The sequence below is a fragment of the Mycobacterium sp. IDUB_19 genome, assembly GCF_055419445.1.
Map to the genome: position 1 here is coordinate 53,296 of NZ_JBVAXR010000015.1, position 16,188 is coordinate 69,483.

Below are 16,188 nucleotides of genomic sequence, written 5' to 3' on the forward strand. Positions count from 1 at the left end.
AGGGAGTTACGTGCTCGACGTCAACTTCTTCGATGAACTCCGTATCGGCCTGGCCACCGCGGAGGACATCAGGCAATGGTCTTACGGCGAGGTCAAGAAGCCGGAGACAATCAACTACCGCACGCTGAAGCCCGAGAAGGACGGCCTGTTCTGCGAGAAGATCTTCGGACCGACTCGCGACTGGGAGTGCTACTGCGGCAAGTACAAGCGCGTGCGCTTCAAGGGCATCATCTGTGAGCGCTGTGGCGTCGAGGTGACTCGCGCCAAGGTGCGTCGTGAGCGGATGGGGCACATCGAGCTGGCCGCGCCGGTCACGCACATCTGGTACTTCAAGGGTGTGCCTTCGCGCCTCGGGTACCTGCTGGACCTCGCGCCGAAGGATCTCGAGAAGATCATCTACTTCGCCGCCTACGTGATCACGGCAGTCGACGATGAGATGCGGCACAACGAGCTGTCCACGCTCGAGGCCGAAATGGTGGTGGAGCGCAAGGCTGTTGAGGACCAGCGCGACGCCGACCTGGAGGCCCGTGCGCAGAAGCTGGAGGCCGACCTTGCCGAGCTGGAGGCCGAGGGCGCAAAAGCCGATGCGCGGCGCAAGGTTCGGGACGGCGGCGAGCGTGAGATGCGCCAGCTCCGCGACCGCGCCCAGCGTGAGCTGGACCGGTTGGACGACATCTGGACGACCTTCACCAAGTTGGCTCCCAAGCAGCTGATCGTCGACGAGAACCTCTACCGCGAGCTCATCGACCGTTACGGCGAGTACTTCACCGGCGCCATGGGCGCGGAGTCGATCCAGAAGCTGATCGAGAACTTCGACATCGACGCCGAGGCCGACATCCTGCGCGATGTCATCCGAAACGGCAAGGGGCAGAAGAAGCTTCGTGCGCTGAAGCGCCTGAAGGTCGTCGCGGCCTTCCAGCAGTCGGGCAACTCGCCGATGGGCATGGTGCTCGACGCGGTTCCGGTCATCCCGCCGGAGCTGCGTCCGATGGTGCAGCTCGACGGTGGTCGGTTCGCGACCAGCGACCTCAACGACCTGTACCGCCGCGTGATCAACCGCAATAACCGTCTCAAGAGGCTGATCGACCTCGGTGCGCCCGAGATCATCGTCAACAACGAGAAGCGGATGCTGCAGGAGTCCGTCGACGCGCTGTTCGACAACGGCCGTCGGGGCCGTCCGGTCACCGGGCCGGGCAACCGTCCGCTCAAGTCGCTGTCGGATCTGCTCAAGGGTAAGCAGGGCCGGTTCCGCCAGAACCTGCTCGGTAAGCGTGTCGACTACTCGGGCCGTTCGGTCATCGTGGTCGGTCCGCAGCTCAAGCTGCACCAGTGCGGACTGCCCAAGCTGATGGCGCTGGAGCTGTTCAAGCCCTTCGTGATGAAGCGACTGGTCGACCTCAACCACGCGCAGAACATCAAGAGCGCCAAGCGAATGGTCGAGCGCCAGCGCCCCCAGGTGTGGGACGTGCTCGAAGAGGTCATCTCCGAGCACCCGGTTCTGCTGAACCGCGCGCCCACCCTGCACCGCCTCGGTATCCAGGCTTTCGAGCCAATGCTGGTGGAGGGCAAGGCCATTCAGCTGCACCCGTTGGTGTGTGAGGCGTTCAACGCCGACTTCGACGGTGACCAGATGGCGGTTCACCTGCCGCTGAGCGCCGAGGCGCAGGCCGAGGCTCGCATCCTGATGCTGTCGAGCAACAACATCCTGTCGCCCGCGTCCGGCCGCCCATTGGCCATGCCGCGACTCGACATGGTCACCGGCCTGTTCTACCTGACCACCGAGGTGGATGGGGCCGACGGCGAATATCAGCCGGCTGCCAAGGATCAACCGGAGGTGGGCGTGTATTCCTCGCCGGCCGAGGCGATCATGGCGTCCGACCGTGGTGTGCTCTCGGTGCGGGCCAAGATCAAGGTGCGGCTGACGCAGCTGCGTCCGCCGGCCGACATCGAGGCCGAGCTGTTCGGCCAGAACGCTTGGCGGCCCGGTGATGCGTGGACGGCCGATACGACCCTGGGCCGGGTGCTGTTCAACGAGCTGCTGCCGCTGGGTTATGCGTTCGTGAACAAGCAGATGCACAAGAAGGTGCAGGCTGCCATCATCAACGACCTGGCCGAGCGCTATCCGATGATCGTGGTCGCGCAGACCGTCGACAAGCTGAAGGACGCCGGTTTCCACTGGGCGACCCGAAGCGGTGTCACGGTCTCGATGGCCGACGTGTTGGTTCCGCCGCGTAAGAAGGAGATCCTCGACCACTACGAGGACCGGGCGGACAAGGTCGAAAAGCAGTTCCAGCGTGGTGCTTTGAACCACGACGAGCGCAACGAGGCGCTGGTGGAGATCTGGAAGGAAGCCACCGACGAGGTCGGTAAGGCGCTCCGCGAGCACTACCCGGCCGATAACCCGATCATCACGATCGTCGACTCGGGTGCCACGGGTAACTTCACCCAGACCCGAACACTGGCCGGCATGAAGGGCCTGGTGACCAACCCGAAGGGTGAGTTCATCCCGCGTCCGGTCAAGTCGTCGTTCCGCGAGGGCCTGACCGTGCTGGAGTACTTCATCAACACGCACGGTGCTCGAAAGGGCTTGGCCGACACTGCGTTGCGTACCGCCGACTCGGGTTACCTGACCCGTCGTCTGGTGGACGTGAGCCAGGACGTCATTGTCCGCGAGCACGACTGCGAGACCGAGCGCGGCATCAACGTCGAGCTCGCCGAGCGTCAGCCGGACGGCACCCTGATCCGTGACCCGTACATCGAAACCTCGGCGTACGCACGGACTTTGGGCGCCGACGCGATCGATGAGGCCGGCAACGTCGTCGTCGCGCGTGGTGAGGACCTGGGCGACCCGTCGATCGAAGCCTTGCTGGCTGCGGGCATCACGCAGATCAAGGTCCGCTCGGTGCTGACCTGCACCACCGGAACCGGTGTGTGTGCAACGTGTTACGGCCGCTCGATGGCGACCGGCAAGCTGGTCGACATCGGCGAGGCCGTCGGTATCGTGGCCGCGCAGTCCATTGGTGAGCCCGGTACGCAGCTGACCATGCGTACCTTCCACCAGGGTGGTGTCGGTGAAGACATCACCGGCGGTCTGCCACGTGTGCAGGAGCTGTTCGAGGCTCGGGTGCCGCGAGGCAAGGCGCCGATCGCCGACGTCACCGGGCGGATTCAGCTCGAGGACGGTGAGCGCTTCTACAAGATCACCATCATCCCCGATGATGGCGGCGAGGAAGTGGTCTACGACAAGCTCTCCAAGCGGCAGCGGCTGCGGGTGTTCAAGCACGAAGACGGTTCCGAGCGAGTGCTTTCCGATGGTGACCACGTTGAGGTGGGCCAGCAGCTGATGGAAGGCTCGGCCGATCCGCACGAGGTGTTGCGGGTGCAAGGCCCCCGTCAGGTGCAGATCCACCTGGTCCGGGAGACCCAAGAGGTCTACCGCGCCCAGGGTGTGTCGATCCACGACAAGCACATCGAGGTGATCGTTCGCCAGATGCTGCGCCGCGTCACGATCATCGACTCGGGCGCGACGGAGTTCCTGCCCGGCTCGCTGATCGAACGTGCCGGGTTCGAGGCGGAGAACCGCCGGGTGGTGGCCGAGGGCGGCGAGCCCGCAGCCGGTCGTCCGGTGCTGATGGGTATCACCAAGGCGAGCCTCGCCACCGACTCGTGGCTGAGTGCGGCGTCGTTCCAGGAGACCACGCGTGTGCTGACCGATGCGGCGATCAACTGCCGCAGCGACAAGCTGCAGGGTCTGAAGGAGAACGTGATCATCGGAAAGCTGATCCCGGCCGGTACCGGTATCAACCGGTACCGCAACATCCAGGTGCAGCCGACCGAGGAGGCCCGGGCCGCGGCGTACACGATCCCGTCCTACGAGGATCAGTACTACAGCCCGGACTTCGGCCAGGCCTCCGGTGCTGCGGTTCCGCTGGACGACTACGGCTACAGCGACTACCGCTAAGTCAACAATCGAGAAAGCCCCGGGTTTCGCCCGGGGCTTTCTCGTTGCGGCCAACCGCATGTTCGACGCGCTGTGGGGCCGACTCATTAGACTGGCCCACGTGTTGATCGGTTCACATGTCAGTCCGCAGGATCCACTGGCCGCAGCGGCAGCCGAAGGCGCTGACCTGGTGCAGATTTTCCTCGGCAACCCGCAGAGTTGGAAGGCGCCCAAGCCACGCGAGGACGCCGCTGTGCTGAAGGCCGCGGCGCTGCCGATCTACGTGCATGCGCCCTACCTGATCAATGTCGCATCGGCGAACAACAAGGTGCGGATCCCGTCGCGAAAGATCCTGCAGCAGACCTGCGACGCGGCCGCCGACATCGGCGCCGCGGCGATTATCGTGCACGGCGGCCATGTCACCGATGACAACGATCTGGACGAGGGTTTTGCCCGCTGGCGCAAGGCTCTCGATCAGCTGGAATCCACCGTGCCGGTGTATCTGGAAAACACCGCGGGCGGGGACCACGCGATGGCGCGCCGCTTCGACACCATCGGCCGCCTTTGGGATGTCATCGGCGACACCGGAATTGGCTTCTGCCTGGACACCTGCCACACCTGGGCGCCCGGTGAAGCCCTGATCGATGCCGTCGATCGGATCAAGGCGATCACCGGCCGGATCGATTTGGTGCACTGCAACGATTCCAAGGACGAGGCGGGCTCGGGCCGCGACCGCCACGCCAACCTGGGGACCGGCCAGATCGATCCCGAATTGCTGGTCGCAGCCGTCAAAGCCGCGGAGGCGCCGGTGGTCTGCGAAACGTCCGACGAGGGCCGCAAGGACGACATCGCGTTCCTGCGGGAAAAAACAAACGGCTGATTGCAGGCCCATGCCCGGCCGGCTCGCAACGCTTTTCGGGATAGTTCTGCTGATTGCGGCATGTTCGTCGGGGCAGACGCTGCCGTCGGGCTTCGTCGCCGGCACCAGCATCCACCACATCAGGGCCGCCGGATACGATCGCAGCTATCGGCTCTACCAGCCCACTGGCGTGTCGGCGTCGGCTCCGCTGGTGGTCATGTTGCATGGCTTTTCCGGCAGTGGCGTGCAAGCCGAAAGGGATTACGGTTGGGACGGATTGGCCGAATCAGGCAAATTCGTCGTCGCCTACCCGGATGGCCTCGGCCGGGCCTGGAACGTCGACGGGGAAGGCTGCTGCGGGCGACCGGGCCGAGAAGGCGTCGATGACGTCGCCTTCATCACCGCCGCCGTCGCCGACATCGCCCAGAACATCGGTATCGATCCCGCCAAGGTCTACGTCACCGGGATGAGCAACGGCGGCATCATGTCTTACACGCTGGCGTGCACCACCGACATATTCGCGGCGATCGGTCCGGTCGCCGGCATCCAGCTGAACCCGTGCCGGTCTGCCCGGCCGACATCGGTCATGCACATTCACGGCACCGCGGATCGCCTGGTGCCGTACGGCGGCGGCCAGGGTTTCAGCGTCATCAATGGTCCACCCGTGGCAGCGGTGAATGCGTTCTGGCGCAACGTCGATCAATGCACCACCCCGGCTGTCACGACCGATGGTCCGGTCACCACGTCGTCCGCCGGATGCGCCGACAAACGCCAAGTCACGCTCATTACCATCGACCAGGGTGCCCACGAGTGGCCGCCGTTGGCGACCCGGACGCTGTGGGAGTTCTTCGCCGCGCGCTCGCGCTAGTATTACACCTCTTGTGCGGTTGTTGGAAAAATGTAATATGGGTGCCATGTCAGACACGCATGTCGTCACCAACCAGGTCCCACAGCTGGAGAACTACAACCCCGCGACATCGCCGATGCTTGTCGAGGCCCTGATCCGCGAGGGCGGGCAGTGGGGGCTGGATGAGGTGAACGCGGTCGGGGCGCTGTCGGCCAGCCACGAAGCCCAGCGTTGGGGTGAGCTCGCCGACCGCAACCAGCCCATCCTGCGCACCCACGACCGCACCGGACACCGTGTCGACGAAGTCGAGTACGACCCGGCTTACCACGAGCTGATGCGCGCGGCGATCGCGCACGGCCTGCACGCCGCGCCGTGGGCCGACGAACGGCCGGGCGCCCATGTGGTGCGGGCGGCCAAGATGTCGGCCTGGAACGTGGAGCCGGGCCATGTCTGCCCGATCTCGATGACCTACGCCGTCGTCCCGGCGCTGCGCTACAACCCCGAGCTGGCGGCGGTTTACGAACCGCTGCTGGCCAGTCGCGAGTACGACCCGGACCTCAGGCTGGCCACCACCAAGGCCGGCATCACCGCGGGCATGTCGATGACCGAGAAGCAGGGCGGCTCCGATGTGCGCGCCGGCACCACGCAGGCCACCCCGAACGGCGACGGCACCTACAGCCTGATCGGCCACAAATGGTTCACCTCGGCGCCGATGTGCGACGTCTTCCTGGTGCTGGCGCAGGCACCGGGCGGGCTGTCGTGCTTCATGCTGCCGCGCATCCTGCCCGACGGCAGCCGTAACCGGATGTTCCTGCAGCGCTTGAAGGACAAGCTCGGCAACCACGCCAACGCCTCCAGCGAGGTGGAATACGACGGCGCCATCGCCTGGCTGGTGGGGGAAGAGGGCCGCGGCGTGCCGACCATCATCGAGATGGTCAACCTCACCCGGCTGGACTGCACCCTGGGCAGCGCCACCAGCATGCGCACCGGGCTGACTCGCGCCATCCACCACGCCCAGCACCGGAAAGCGTTCGGCGCCTACCTGATTGATCAGCCGTTGATGCGCAACGTGCTGGCCGACCTGGCCGTCGAGGCCGAGGCCGCGACGATCGTCGCGATGCGGATGGCCGGTGCCACCGACAGCGCGTTGCGCGGGGACGAGAAGGAGACGCTGCTGCGCCGAATCGGCTTGGCGGCCAGCAAGTACTGGGTGTGTAAGCGTTCCACCCCGCACGCGGCCGAAGCGCTGGAATGCCTGGGTGGCAACGGCTACGTCGAAGAGTCCGGAATGCCACGTCTGTACCGCGAGGCGCCGCTGATGGGTATCTGGGAAGGTTCCGGCAATGTCAGCGCTCTGGATACCTTGCGCGCCATGGCAACTCGTCCGGAGTGCATCGAAGTGCTCTTTGCCGAGCTGGACGAGAGCGCCGGCCAGGACCCGCGACTGGGCAGCCACGTCGAGCGGTTGCATCAAGACCTGACCGACCTGGACACCATCGCCTACCGCGCCCGCAAGGTCGCCGAGGACATCTGCCTGGCCCTGCAGGGCTCGCTGCTGGTGCGTCACGGCCATCCCGCGGTCGCCGAGGCGTTCCTGGCGACCAGGCTGGGCGGTGCGTGGGGCGGCGCATTCGGCACGATGCCGACCGGGCTGGATCTGGCGCCCATCCTGGAGCGAGTCCTGGTCAAGGGCTGAGTCGCAACATGACTCATGCGATCAGGCCAGTCGATTTCGACAACCTGAAGACGATGACCTACGAGGTCACCGACCGGGTTGCGCGGATCACGTTCAATCGGCCGGAGAAGGGCAACGCGATTGTCGCGGACACCCCGCTGGAGCTCTCGGCATTGGTGGAGCGGGCCGATCTCGACCCAGGCGTCCACGTCATTCTGGTATCCGGTCGCGGGGAAGGCTTTTGCGCGGGCTTCGACCTGTCCGCATACGCCGATCGCACCGGCTCGGCCGGCGACGCGGGCCTTAAAGGCGCGTATGCGGGCACCGTGCTGGACGGCAAGACGCAGGGCGTCAACCACCTGCCCGATCGCCCGTGGGACCCGATGATCGACTACCAGATGATGAGCCGATTCGTGCGCGGCTTCTCCAGCCTGCTGCACGCCGACAAGCCGACGGTGGTGAAGATCCACGGTTACTGCGTGGCCGGCGGCACCGACATCGCGCTGCACGCCGACCAGGTGATTGCCGCGGCCGACGCCAAAATCGGCTACCCGCCCACGCGGGTGTGGGGTGTCCCGGCGGCGGGCCTGTGGGCGCACCGGCTCGGTGACCAGCGGGCCAAACGCTTACTGTTCACCGGTGATTCGATCACCGGCGCGCAAGCCGCCGAATGGGGCCTGGCCGTCGAGGCGCCGGACCCGAAAGACCTCGACGAGCGCACCGAGCGACTGGTTCAGCGCATTGCGGCGGTTCCGGTCAACCAGCTGATCATGATCAAACTCGCCCTGAATTCGGCTCTGCTGCAACAGGGTGTGGCCACCAGCCGGATGGTCAGCACGGTGTTCGACGGCGTCGCCCGGCACACGCAAGAGGGGCACGACTTCGTCGCCGATTCGGTCGAACACGGCTTCCGCGAAGCGGTGCGGCATCGCGACGAGCCGTTCGGCGACTACGGCCGCCGCACCTCCGAGGTGTAGTCATGCCGAACATGACGGCCCGGTCCGTGGTATTGAGCGTGCTGCTCGGCGCCCACCCGGCCTGGGCAACCGTAAGCGAATTGATCAGGCTGACAACTGATTTCGGAATCAAGGAGACGACGTTGCGGGTCGCGCTGACCCGTATGGTCGGTGCCGGCGACCTGATCCGCTCCGCTGACGGCTACCGGCTCTCGGATCGGCTACTGGCCCGCCAGCGCCGCCAGGACGAGGCCATGCGGCCGCAAACCCGGGCCTGGCGCGGAGACTGGCATGTCGTGATCGTCACCAGTGTCGGCACCGATGCCCGCACCCGGGCCGCACAACGAACCAGTATGTACCGCAAGCGCTTCGGTGAACTGCGCGAAGGTGTTTGGATGCGGCCTGACAACCTTGGCCTCGACTTGGAACCCGACATTGCCGACCGGGTACGGGTGCTCATCGCGCGTGACGACGCGCCCGGACAGCTGGCTGCCCAGCTGTGGGATCTGCCCGCGTGGGCGAGCGCCGGTCGGCAGTTGATCGACGAAATGGCCGATGCGCCGGACGTTCCCGGCCGGTTTATGGTGGCGGCGGGGATAGTGCGACACCTGCTCACCGACCCGATGCTGCCCGTCGAACTGCTGCCTGACGATTGGCCGGGCGGGCGGCTGCGCAGCGCCTATCACGACTTCGCGACCGAGCTGCTTCAGCGGCGCGATGCAACTCAACTCCTGGAGGCGAAATGAGTGATCCGGTGCGTGTGGAACGCAACGGCCCGGTGACCACGGTGATCCTCAACCGGCCGGGTGCGCGTAACGCGGTCAACGGCCCGACGGCCGCCGCGCTGTACGCGGCGTTCGGGGAATTCGACCGCGACGACTCGGCGTCGGTGGCTGTGTTGTGGGGTGAGGGCGGAACCTTTTGCGCGGGGGCCGATTTGAAGGCATTCCAAACGTCGGAGGCTAACACCATCCATCGGACCGGTCCCGGCCCGATGGGCCCGTCGCGAATGGTGTTGTCCAAGCCCGTGATTGCCGCGGTGAGCGGCTACGCCGTGGCGGGGGGCCTGGAGCTGGCCATCTGGTGCGATCTGCGGGTGGCCGAGGAAGATGCCGTGTTCGGTGTGTACTGCCGCCGATGGGGGGTGCCGCTGATCGACGGCGGCACCGTGCGGCTGCCGCGACTGATCGGGCAGAGCCGAGCGATGGACATGATCCTCACCGGCCGCGCTGTCAACGCCGACGAAGCACTCGCGATCGGACTGGCCAATCGGGTTGTCGCCAAAGGCCAAGCGCGACAGGCCGCCGAGGAGTTGGCCGCTGAATTGGCCGCCCTGCCCCAGCAGTGTCTGCGCGCGGATCGGCTTTCGGCGCTACATCAATGGGGCTTGCCCGAACCGGAGGCGATCGACCAAGAATTCGCCAGCATCGCCAAAGTTGCCGTGGAGGCCAATGAAGGGGCGGGGCGGTTCGCCGCCGGCGCCGGCCGTCACGGGGTGCCCGCGAGCTAGCCCTTCGCCAGGGGTCAGCTCGCCTTGTTGATGGTGTTGCCCGAGCCGAGGTTGTCCACCTTCGGGTCACCGTCTTTGTAAGTGATGGTGTTGTCGAGCCCCAGCACCGTGATCCGGGTCTCGACCTTGTCGATGGTGATCTTGTTGTTTGTGCCGCCGATGCTCACCGTCGCGCAGCTGCCGGTAACGGTCAGCGTGTTGTTGGAACCGGCGACATTCAGCGATTTGCCGCTGGCGCAGTCGAGCGTGCTCGTGGTCCCCATCGATCCGTAGTTCAGCGTGTTCCCGATCTCGACGGAAGCGGTGGTGCTTGCGCCGCTCGTTCCGGTAGTCGGTGCGGCCGCGCTGGTCTTCGTCGTCGTCGTGGTTGTCGTGCTGGGGCCCCCGGGCGGGTTGGCGGTCGAACTGCAACCGGCCAGCACCGCAGCCGCAACGGCCGGCGCCAGGGCGAGCATCACGAGCCGCGACGATCGGTCAGTGATGTGGACGCGCATATTCCCCTCCTCGGTACTCCCAACTGCAGTGCTGTGCCTCAGGCAGGCACCTGCTGCAGCCGGTTGGTCATTCCCAGTTCGCGGCCGCGGTCCCAGAGGATCGGCGCGCCATTGTGATAGAAGACGGTCTGGTCATAGCCATACACCGTGATGTCGTGCGTGACCGAGTCCGCGATGATCGTGTTGCCCGAGCCCATCACCGTCACCGCCCAGCAGTTGCCCATCGCGTTGACGTAGTTCCCGCTGCCGTTGACGATCAGAGTCGCGTCGTTGCAGTCCAGGGTCTGTTGGATGCCCTGCCCGATGACGTGGGTGTCGCCGTTCTTGGCCTGCGCGACCGGCGGTGGCGCGGCGGGTGTGGCGGTAATCGTGATGACACAGGTTGCAAGCGACCCGGCGACGGTTCTCCAACGCACCGCGGCCCCCTTCGCTGGGTATGTCTCTGGCGGGAATCTGCTGGACTGAGCCTACGTGTATTTGCCTGCTCGATGGCAAATTTTTTTCGTCGCGGCCAACCGCGACCCGCCCCGGATCCGTCCGAGTAGATTGGCGACTCCGTCAACTAGAGTCATTAGTTTGACCTTCACCTATTCACCGCAATCGAAGGGCGATCGCCATGGCAGTTCACCCGGAACAGCCGTCGGCGGGCGGGCGCCAGCGTGCCGGCAGATCCCCGTCTCGCCCGGGCAAGTTGAGCCGGGACGGCATCGTCGATGGCGCACTGACGTTCCTGGACCGAGAGGGCTGGGACTCGCTGACCATCAACGCGCTGGCGACTCAGCTGGGCACGAAGGGGCCGTCGCTCTACAACCACGTAGACAGCCTGGAAGACCTGCGTCGCGCCGTGCGGATCCGGGTCATCGACGACATCATCACGATGCTGAACCGGGTCGGCGAGGGCCGGTCCCGCGATGACGCGGTGCTGGTGATGGCGGGCGCCTACCGCAGTTATGCCCACCACCACCCCGGGCGGTACTCGGCGTTCACCCGGATGCCGCTGGGCGGCGACGACCCCGAGTACACCGCGGCCACCCGGGGTGCAGCCGCACCCGTCATCGCCGTGTTGTCCTCCTACGGACTCGACGGCGAGGAGGCTTTTTTCGCCGCGCTGGAATTCTGGTCCGCGTTGCACGGGTTCGTCTTGCTGGAAATGACCGGTGTTATGGACGACATCGACACGGATGCTCTGTTCAGCGAGATGGTGTTGCGGCTGGCGACAGGCTTGGACAGGCGCACTGCGCCGGACGGTACTCCGCCGAAATAGCGGCCGACCGGACACGGGCGCGCAGGTGTGTGGTTGGGTGCAGCGGTCGCTTTGACCTGCCAGACCAGCGGCGGGTATTGTGGTGGCTCGTGCCTGGCGGCTTACGGCGCCTGACGTAAGGAAGTGGATGCCGGGCAAATTCGCATGTCCACCACGCATCGGATGAATTCGGTGCTGAGCGAGTGCGACACACCCGGCCGCGGGGTAGTGCGGCGGGGCATAACCGCAGTACAGAGACTTAAGAGCAGCAAGAAGACTTCGAAGAGAGAAAGCCGGTAGATGCCAACCATTCAGCAGCTGGTCCGCAAGGGTCGCCGCGACAAGATCGCCAAGGTCAAGACCGCGGCCCTGAAGGGCAGCCCGCAGCGCCGTGGCGTATGCACCCGCGTGTACACCACCACCCCGAAGAAGCCGAACTCGGCGCTTCGGAAGGTGGCGCGCGTGAAGCTGACGAGCCAGGTCGAGGTCACGGCCTACATTCCTGGCGAGGGCCACAACCTGCAGGAGCACTCGATGGTGCTGGTGCGTGGTGGCCGTGTGAAGGACCTGCCCGGTGTGCGGTACAAGATCATCCGCGGTTCGCTCGACACCCAAGGTGTCAAGAACCGCAAGCAGGCTCGCAGCCGTTACGGCGCCAAGAAGGAGAAGAGCTAATGCCGCGCAAGGGCCCCGCGCCGAAGCGCCCGCTGGTCAACGACCCGGTCTACGGGTCGCAGCTGGTGACCCAGCTCGTCAACAAAGTTCTGCTGGACGGGAAGAAATCCCTGGCCGAACGCATTGTTTATGGTGCGCTCGAGCAAGCTCGCGACAAGACCGGCACCGACCCCGTCATCACGCTGAAGCGTGCCATGGACAACGTCAAGCCCGCCCTAGAGGTACGCAGCCGGCGCGTCGGTGGTGCGACCTACCAGGTCCCGGTCGAGGTGCGTCCGGAACGCTCGGTGACGTTGGCACTGCGGTGGCTGGTCAGCTTCTCCAAGCAACGTCGAGAGAAGACGATGGTCGAGCGACTGGCGAACGAGATCCTGGACGCCAGCAATGGCCTGGGTGCCGCCGTCAAGCGGCGTGAGGACACCCACAAGATGGCCGAGGCCAACCGCGCCTTTGCGCACTATCGCTGGTGATCACCTCCGGCAGTGCAGCCGGGGCGACAGACAAAGCGAACTAACTACGCAATCGAAAGAGTGGGAAGACTTCTGTGGCACAGAAGGACGTGCTGACCGACCTGACCAAGGTCCGCAACATCGGCATCATGGCGCACATCGACGCCGGCAAGACGACGACGACGGAGCGCATCCTCTACTACACCGGTATCAGCTACAAGATCGGTGAGGTCCACGACGGCGCCGCCACCATGGACTGGATGGAGCAGGAGCAAGAGCGCGGAATCACCATCACCTCCGCAGCCACCACCTGCTTCTGGAATGACAACCAGATCAACATCATCGACACGCCTGGGCACGTCGACTTCACCGTCGAGGTGGAGCGCAGCCTGCGGGTTCTCGACGGTGCCGTTGCCGTCTTCGACGGCAAGGAAGGTGTCGAGCCGCAGTCCGAGCAGGTGTGGCGCCAGGCCGACAAGTACGACGTCCCGCGGATCTGCTTCGTCAACAAGATGGACAAGGTCGGCGCCGACTTCTACTTCTCGGTCAAGACGATGGAAGAGCGCCTCGGCGCCAACGTCATCCCGATCCAGCTGCCCGTCGGTTCCGAGGGCGACTTCGAAGGCGTCATCGACCTGGTCGAGATGAAGGCGAAGGTCTGGCGCGGCGAGACGAAGCTCGGCGAGACCTACGAGACCATCGACATCCCGGCCGAACTTGCCGAGAAGGCCGACGAGTACCGCACCAAGCTGCTCGAGGCCGTCGCCGAGACCGACGAGGCGCTGCTGGAGAAGTACTTCGGCGGCGAGGAGCTCACCGTCGCCGAGATCAAGGGCGCCATCCGCAAGCTGACCATCAGCTCGGAGGCCTACCCGGTGCTGTGCGGCAGTGCGTTCAAGAACAAGGGCGTGCAGCCGATGCTGGACGCGGTCATCGACTACCTGCCCTCGCCGCTGGACGTACCGCCGGCCATCGGCCATGCGCCGGGCAAGGAGGACGTGGAGATCGTCCGCAAGCCGTCGACCGACGAGCCCTTCTCCGCGCTGGCGTTCAAGGTCGCGACGCACCCGTTCTTCGGCAAGCTGACCTACGTCCGGGTGTATTCGGGCAAGGTCGATTCCGGCAGCCAGGTCATCAACGCCACCAAGGGCAAGAAGGAGCGGCTGGGCAAGCTGTTCCAGATGCACTCCAACAAGGAGAACCCGGTGGAGACCGCGTCGGCGGGTCACATCTACGCGGTGATCGGCCTCAAGGACACCACCACCGGGGACACCCTGAGTGACCCGAACAACCAGGTCGTGCTCGAGTCGATGACCTTCCCCGCCCCGGTTATCGAGGTGGCGATCGAGCCCAAGACCAAGAGCGACCAGGAGAAGCTGAGCCTTTCGATCCAGAAGCTCGCCGAGGAGGACCCGACCTTCAAGGTGCACCAGGACTCCGAGACTGGCCAAACCGTGATCGGCGGCATGGGCGAGCTGCACCTGGACATCCTGGTGGACCGCATGCGCCGCGAGTTCAAGGTCGAAGCCAACGTCGGCAAGCCTCAGGTCGCCTACAAGGAGACCATCAAGCGGTTGGTGGAGAAGGTCGAGTTCACCCACAAGAAGCAGACGGGTGGCTCGGGCCAGTTCGCGAAGGTGCTGATCAACCTCGAACCGTTCCACGGCGAGGACGGTGCCACCTACGAGTTCGACAACAAGGTCACCGGAGGCCGCATCCCGCGCGAGTACATCCCTTCGGTGGATGCCGGCGCGCAGGACGCGATGCAATACGGTGTGCTGGCCGGCTACCCGCTGGTGAACGTGAAAGTCACCTTGCTCGACGGCGCCTACCACGAGGTCGACTCCTCGGAAATGGCGTTCAAGATCGCAGGATCACAGGTGCTGAAAAAGGCTGCGCAGCAAGCCCAGCCGGTGATCCTCGAGCCGATCATGGCGGTCGAAGTGACCACACCCGAGGACTACATGGGTGACGTGATCGGCGACCTGAACTCCCGCCGTGGCCAGATCCAGGCCATGGAGGAGCGGGCTGGTGCGCGCGTCGTTCGGGCGCACGTGCCGCTGTCGGAGATGTTCGGCTACGTCGGCGACCTGCGGTCCAAGACTCAAGGCCGGGCGAACTACTCCATGGTGTTCGACTCGTATGCCGAAGTCCCGGCGAACGTCTCGAAGGAGATCATCGCCAAGGCGACGGGCGAGTGAATATCAGCTCGGAGTAACCTGGCCCGGTTACCACCGCGGCATTTACAACAACATCAACACTGCTTTAACCAAAGCACCAATTAGTCCAGGAGGACACAGAAGTGGCGAAGGCGAAGTTCGAGCGGACGAAGCCGCACGTCAACATCGGGACCATTGGTCACGTTGACCACGGCAAGACCACACTGACCGCGGCGATCACCAAAGTCCTGCATGACAAGTACCCGAACCTCAACGAGTCGCGCGCCTTCGACCAGATCGACAACGCGCCTGAGGAGCGTCAGCGCGGTATCACCATCAACATCTCCCACGTGGAGTACCAGACCGAGAAGCGTCACTACGCCCACGTGGACGCCCCGGGTCACGCTGACTACATCAAGAACATGATCACCGGCGCGGCCCAGATGGACGGCGCGATCCTGGTGGTCGCCGCCACCGACGGCCCGATGCCGCAGACCCGTGAGCACGTGCTACTCGCCCGTCAGGTCGGGGTGCCCTACATCCTGGTCGCCCTGAACAAGGCCGACATGGTCGACGACGAGGAGCTGCTCGAGCTCGTCGAGCTGGAGGTCCGCGAGCTGCTGGCCGCCCAGGAGTTCGACGAGGAGGCTCCGGTCATCCGCGTCTCGGCGCTCAAGGCACTCGAGGGCGACGCTCAGTGGGTCGAGTCCGTCGTGCAGCTGATGGACGCCGTCGACGAGTCGATTCCGGACCCGGTTCGTGAGACCGACAAGCCGTTCCTGATGCCCGTCGAGGACGTCTTCACCATCACCGGTCGTGGCACCGTGGTCACCGGACGTGTCGAGCGCGGCGTGATCAACGTGAACGAGGAAGTCGAGATCGTCGGCATCAAGCCGACCAGCACCAAGACCACGGTCACCGGTGTGGAGATGTTCCGCAAGCTGCTCGACCAGGGGCAGGCCGGCGACAACGTCGGGCTGTTGCTGCGTGGTATCAAGCGCGAAGACGTCGAGCGCGGCCAGGTCGTGGTCAAGCCCGGCACCACCACGCCGCACACCGAGTTCGAGGGCAGCGTCTACATCCTGTCCAAGGATGAGGGCGGCCGGCACACGCCGTTCTTCAACAACTACCGTCCGCAGTTCTACTTCCGCACCACCGACGTGACCGGTGTGGTGACGCTGCCGGAGGGCACCGAAATGGTGATGCCCGGTGACAACACCAACATCTCGGTGAAGCTGATTCAGCCCGTCGCCATGGATGACGGTCTGCGCTTCGCGATCCGCGAAGGTGGCCGTACCGTCGGCGCCGGCCGGGTCGTCAAGATCATCACCTAGCTCGACCGCACAAGGCCCGGATTGCCCGTATCGGCGATGCGGGCCTT

General features: G+C 65.2%; 14 protein-coding genes. 12 read left to right on the forward strand and 2 right to left on the reverse strand.

Annotated elements, in window-relative coordinates; translation table 11 throughout:
* The first annotated feature begins 10 nt into the window (after positions 1 to 10).
* The 7 genes from ACZY0B_RS14305 (at position 11) to ACZY0B_RS14335 (ending at position 9,787) form a co-directional block, all read left to right on the forward strand.
* Positions 11 to 3,961 carry a DNA-directed RNA polymerase subunit beta' gene (locus ACZY0B_RS14305; RefSeq protein WP_463764781.1) on the forward strand — a complete coding sequence of 1,317 codons (3,951 nt, stop codon included), beginning with the start codon at positions 11 to 13 and terminating at the stop codon, positions 3,959 to 3,961.
* Positions 3,962 to 4,061: 100 nt separating this feature from the next.
* Positions 4,062 to 4,820: a deoxyribonuclease IV gene (locus ACZY0B_RS14310; RefSeq protein WP_463764782.1), complete on the forward strand. Its 759-nt coding sequence runs from the start codon at positions 4,062 to 4,064 to the stop codon at positions 4,818 to 4,820.
* A 10-nt stretch (positions 4,821 to 4,830) separates the two neighbouring features.
* Entirely contained in the window at positions 4,831 to 5,667 is an 837-nt protein-coding gene (locus ACZY0B_RS14315; protein WP_463764783.1) for an extracellular catalytic domain type 1 short-chain-length polyhydroxyalkanoate depolymerase, read from the forward strand.
* Positions 5,668 to 5,713: 46 nt separating this feature from the next.
* A complete protein-coding gene (locus ACZY0B_RS14320) occupies positions 5,714 to 7,342 on the forward strand; it encodes an acyl-CoA dehydrogenase family protein (RefSeq protein WP_463764785.1) in 1,629 nt (542 codons plus the stop codon).
* Positions 7,343 to 7,350: 8 nt separating this feature from the next.
* Positions 7,351 to 8,298 (forward strand): crotonase/enoyl-CoA hydratase family protein, encoded by a 948-nt coding sequence (locus tag ACZY0B_RS14325; RefSeq protein WP_463764786.1) that lies wholly within the window; start codon positions 7,351 to 7,353, stop codon positions 8,296 to 8,298.
* Positions 8,299 to 8,300: 2 nt separating this feature from the next.
* Positions 8,301 to 9,023: a PaaX family transcriptional regulator C-terminal domain-containing protein gene (locus tag ACZY0B_RS14330; RefSeq protein ID WP_463764787.1), complete on the forward strand. Its 723-nt coding sequence runs from the start codon at positions 8,301 to 8,303 to the stop codon at positions 9,021 to 9,023.
* Positions 9,020 to 9,787: a crotonase/enoyl-CoA hydratase family protein gene (locus tag ACZY0B_RS14335; RefSeq protein ID WP_463764788.1), complete on the forward strand. Its 768-nt coding sequence runs from the start codon at positions 9,020 to 9,022 to the stop codon at positions 9,785 to 9,787. The genes ACZY0B_RS14330 and ACZY0B_RS14335 overlap by 4 nt, the downstream gene beginning before the upstream one ends.
* A 14-nt stretch (positions 9,788 to 9,801) precedes the next feature.
* Here ACZY0B_RS14335 and ACZY0B_RS14340 read toward each other — a convergent pair whose 3' ends face one another.
* Positions 9,802 to 10,281, reverse strand: a complete 480-nt coding sequence (locus ACZY0B_RS14340; protein ID WP_463764789.1) for a DUF3060 domain-containing protein — start codon at positions 10,279 to 10,281, stop codon at positions 9,802 to 9,804.
* Between the two features lie 38 nt (positions 10,282 to 10,319).
* Entirely contained in the window at positions 10,320 to 10,697 is a 378-nt protein-coding gene (locus ACZY0B_RS14345; protein WP_463764790.1) for a DUF3060 domain-containing protein, read from the reverse strand.
* A gap of 200 nt (positions 10,698 to 10,897) precedes the next feature.
* Here ACZY0B_RS14345 and ACZY0B_RS14350 point away from each other — a divergent pair, with 200 nt between their 5' ends.
* The 5 genes from ACZY0B_RS14350 (at position 10,898) to tuf (ending at position 16,141) form a co-directional block, all read left to right on the forward strand.
* Positions 10,898 to 11,545: a TetR/AcrR family transcriptional regulator gene (locus ACZY0B_RS14350; RefSeq protein WP_463764791.1), complete on the forward strand. Its 648-nt coding sequence runs from the start codon at positions 10,898 to 10,900 to the stop codon at positions 11,543 to 11,545.
* 279 nt (positions 11,546 to 11,824) lie between these two features.
* Positions 11,825 to 12,199, forward strand: coding sequence for a 30S ribosomal protein S12 (gene rpsL / locus ACZY0B_RS14355; RefSeq protein ID WP_007167812.1), 375 nt, complete (start codon positions 11,825 to 11,827; stop codon positions 12,197 to 12,199).
* Positions 12,199 to 12,669 (forward strand): 30S ribosomal protein S7, encoded by a 471-nt coding sequence (gene rpsG, locus ACZY0B_RS14360; protein ID WP_463764792.1) that lies wholly within the window; start codon positions 12,199 to 12,201, stop codon positions 12,667 to 12,669. The genes rpsL and rpsG overlap by 1 nt, the downstream gene beginning before the upstream one ends.
* Before the next feature lie 74 nt (positions 12,670 to 12,743).
* On the forward strand, positions 12,744 to 14,849 hold the full coding sequence (fusA, locus tag ACZY0B_RS14365; protein ID WP_463764793.1) for an elongation factor G: 2,106 nt from the start codon (positions 12,744 to 12,746) through the stop codon (positions 14,847 to 14,849).
* Between the two features lie 101 nt (positions 14,850 to 14,950).
* Positions 14,951 to 16,141 carry an elongation factor Tu gene (gene tuf / locus ACZY0B_RS14370; protein ID WP_463764794.1) on the forward strand — a complete coding sequence of 397 codons (1,191 nt, stop codon included), beginning with the start codon at positions 14,951 to 14,953 and terminating at the stop codon, positions 16,139 to 16,141.
* Positions 16,142 to 16,188: the final 47 nt, after the last annotated feature.

Coding starts and splice junctions, on each gene's coding strand:
- ACZY0B_RS14315 (WP_463764783.1), top strand. CDS start 4,831: ATGCCCGGCCGGCTCGCAACGCTTTTCGGGATAGTTCTGCTGATTGCG.
- ACZY0B_RS14320 (WP_463764785.1), top strand. CDS start 5,714: ATGTCAGACACGCATGTCGTCACCAACCAGGTCCCACAGCTGGAGAAC.
- ACZY0B_RS14325 (WP_463764786.1), top strand. CDS start 7,351: ATGACTCATGCGATCAGGCCAGTCGATTTCGACAACCTGAAGACGATG.
- ACZY0B_RS14330 (WP_463764787.1), top strand. CDS start 8,301: ATGCCGAACATGACGGCCCGGTCCGTGGTATTGAGCGTGCTGCTCGGC.
- ACZY0B_RS14335 (WP_463764788.1), top strand. CDS start 9,020: ATGAGTGATCCGGTGCGTGTGGAACGCAACGGCCCGGTGACCACGGTG.
- ACZY0B_RS14340 (WP_463764789.1), bottom strand. CDS start 10,281: ATGCGCGTCCACATCACTGACCGATCGTCGCGGCTCGTGATGCTCGCC.
- ACZY0B_RS14350 (WP_463764791.1), top strand. CDS start 10,898: ATGGCAGTTCACCCGGAACAGCCGTCGGCGGGCGGGCGCCAGCGTGCC.
- rpsL (WP_007167812.1), top strand. CDS start 11,825: ATGCCAACCATTCAGCAGCTGGTCCGCAAGGGTCGCCGCGACAAGATC.
- rpsG (WP_463764792.1), top strand. CDS start 12,199: ATGCCGCGCAAGGGCCCCGCGCCGAAGCGCCCGCTGGTCAACGACCCG.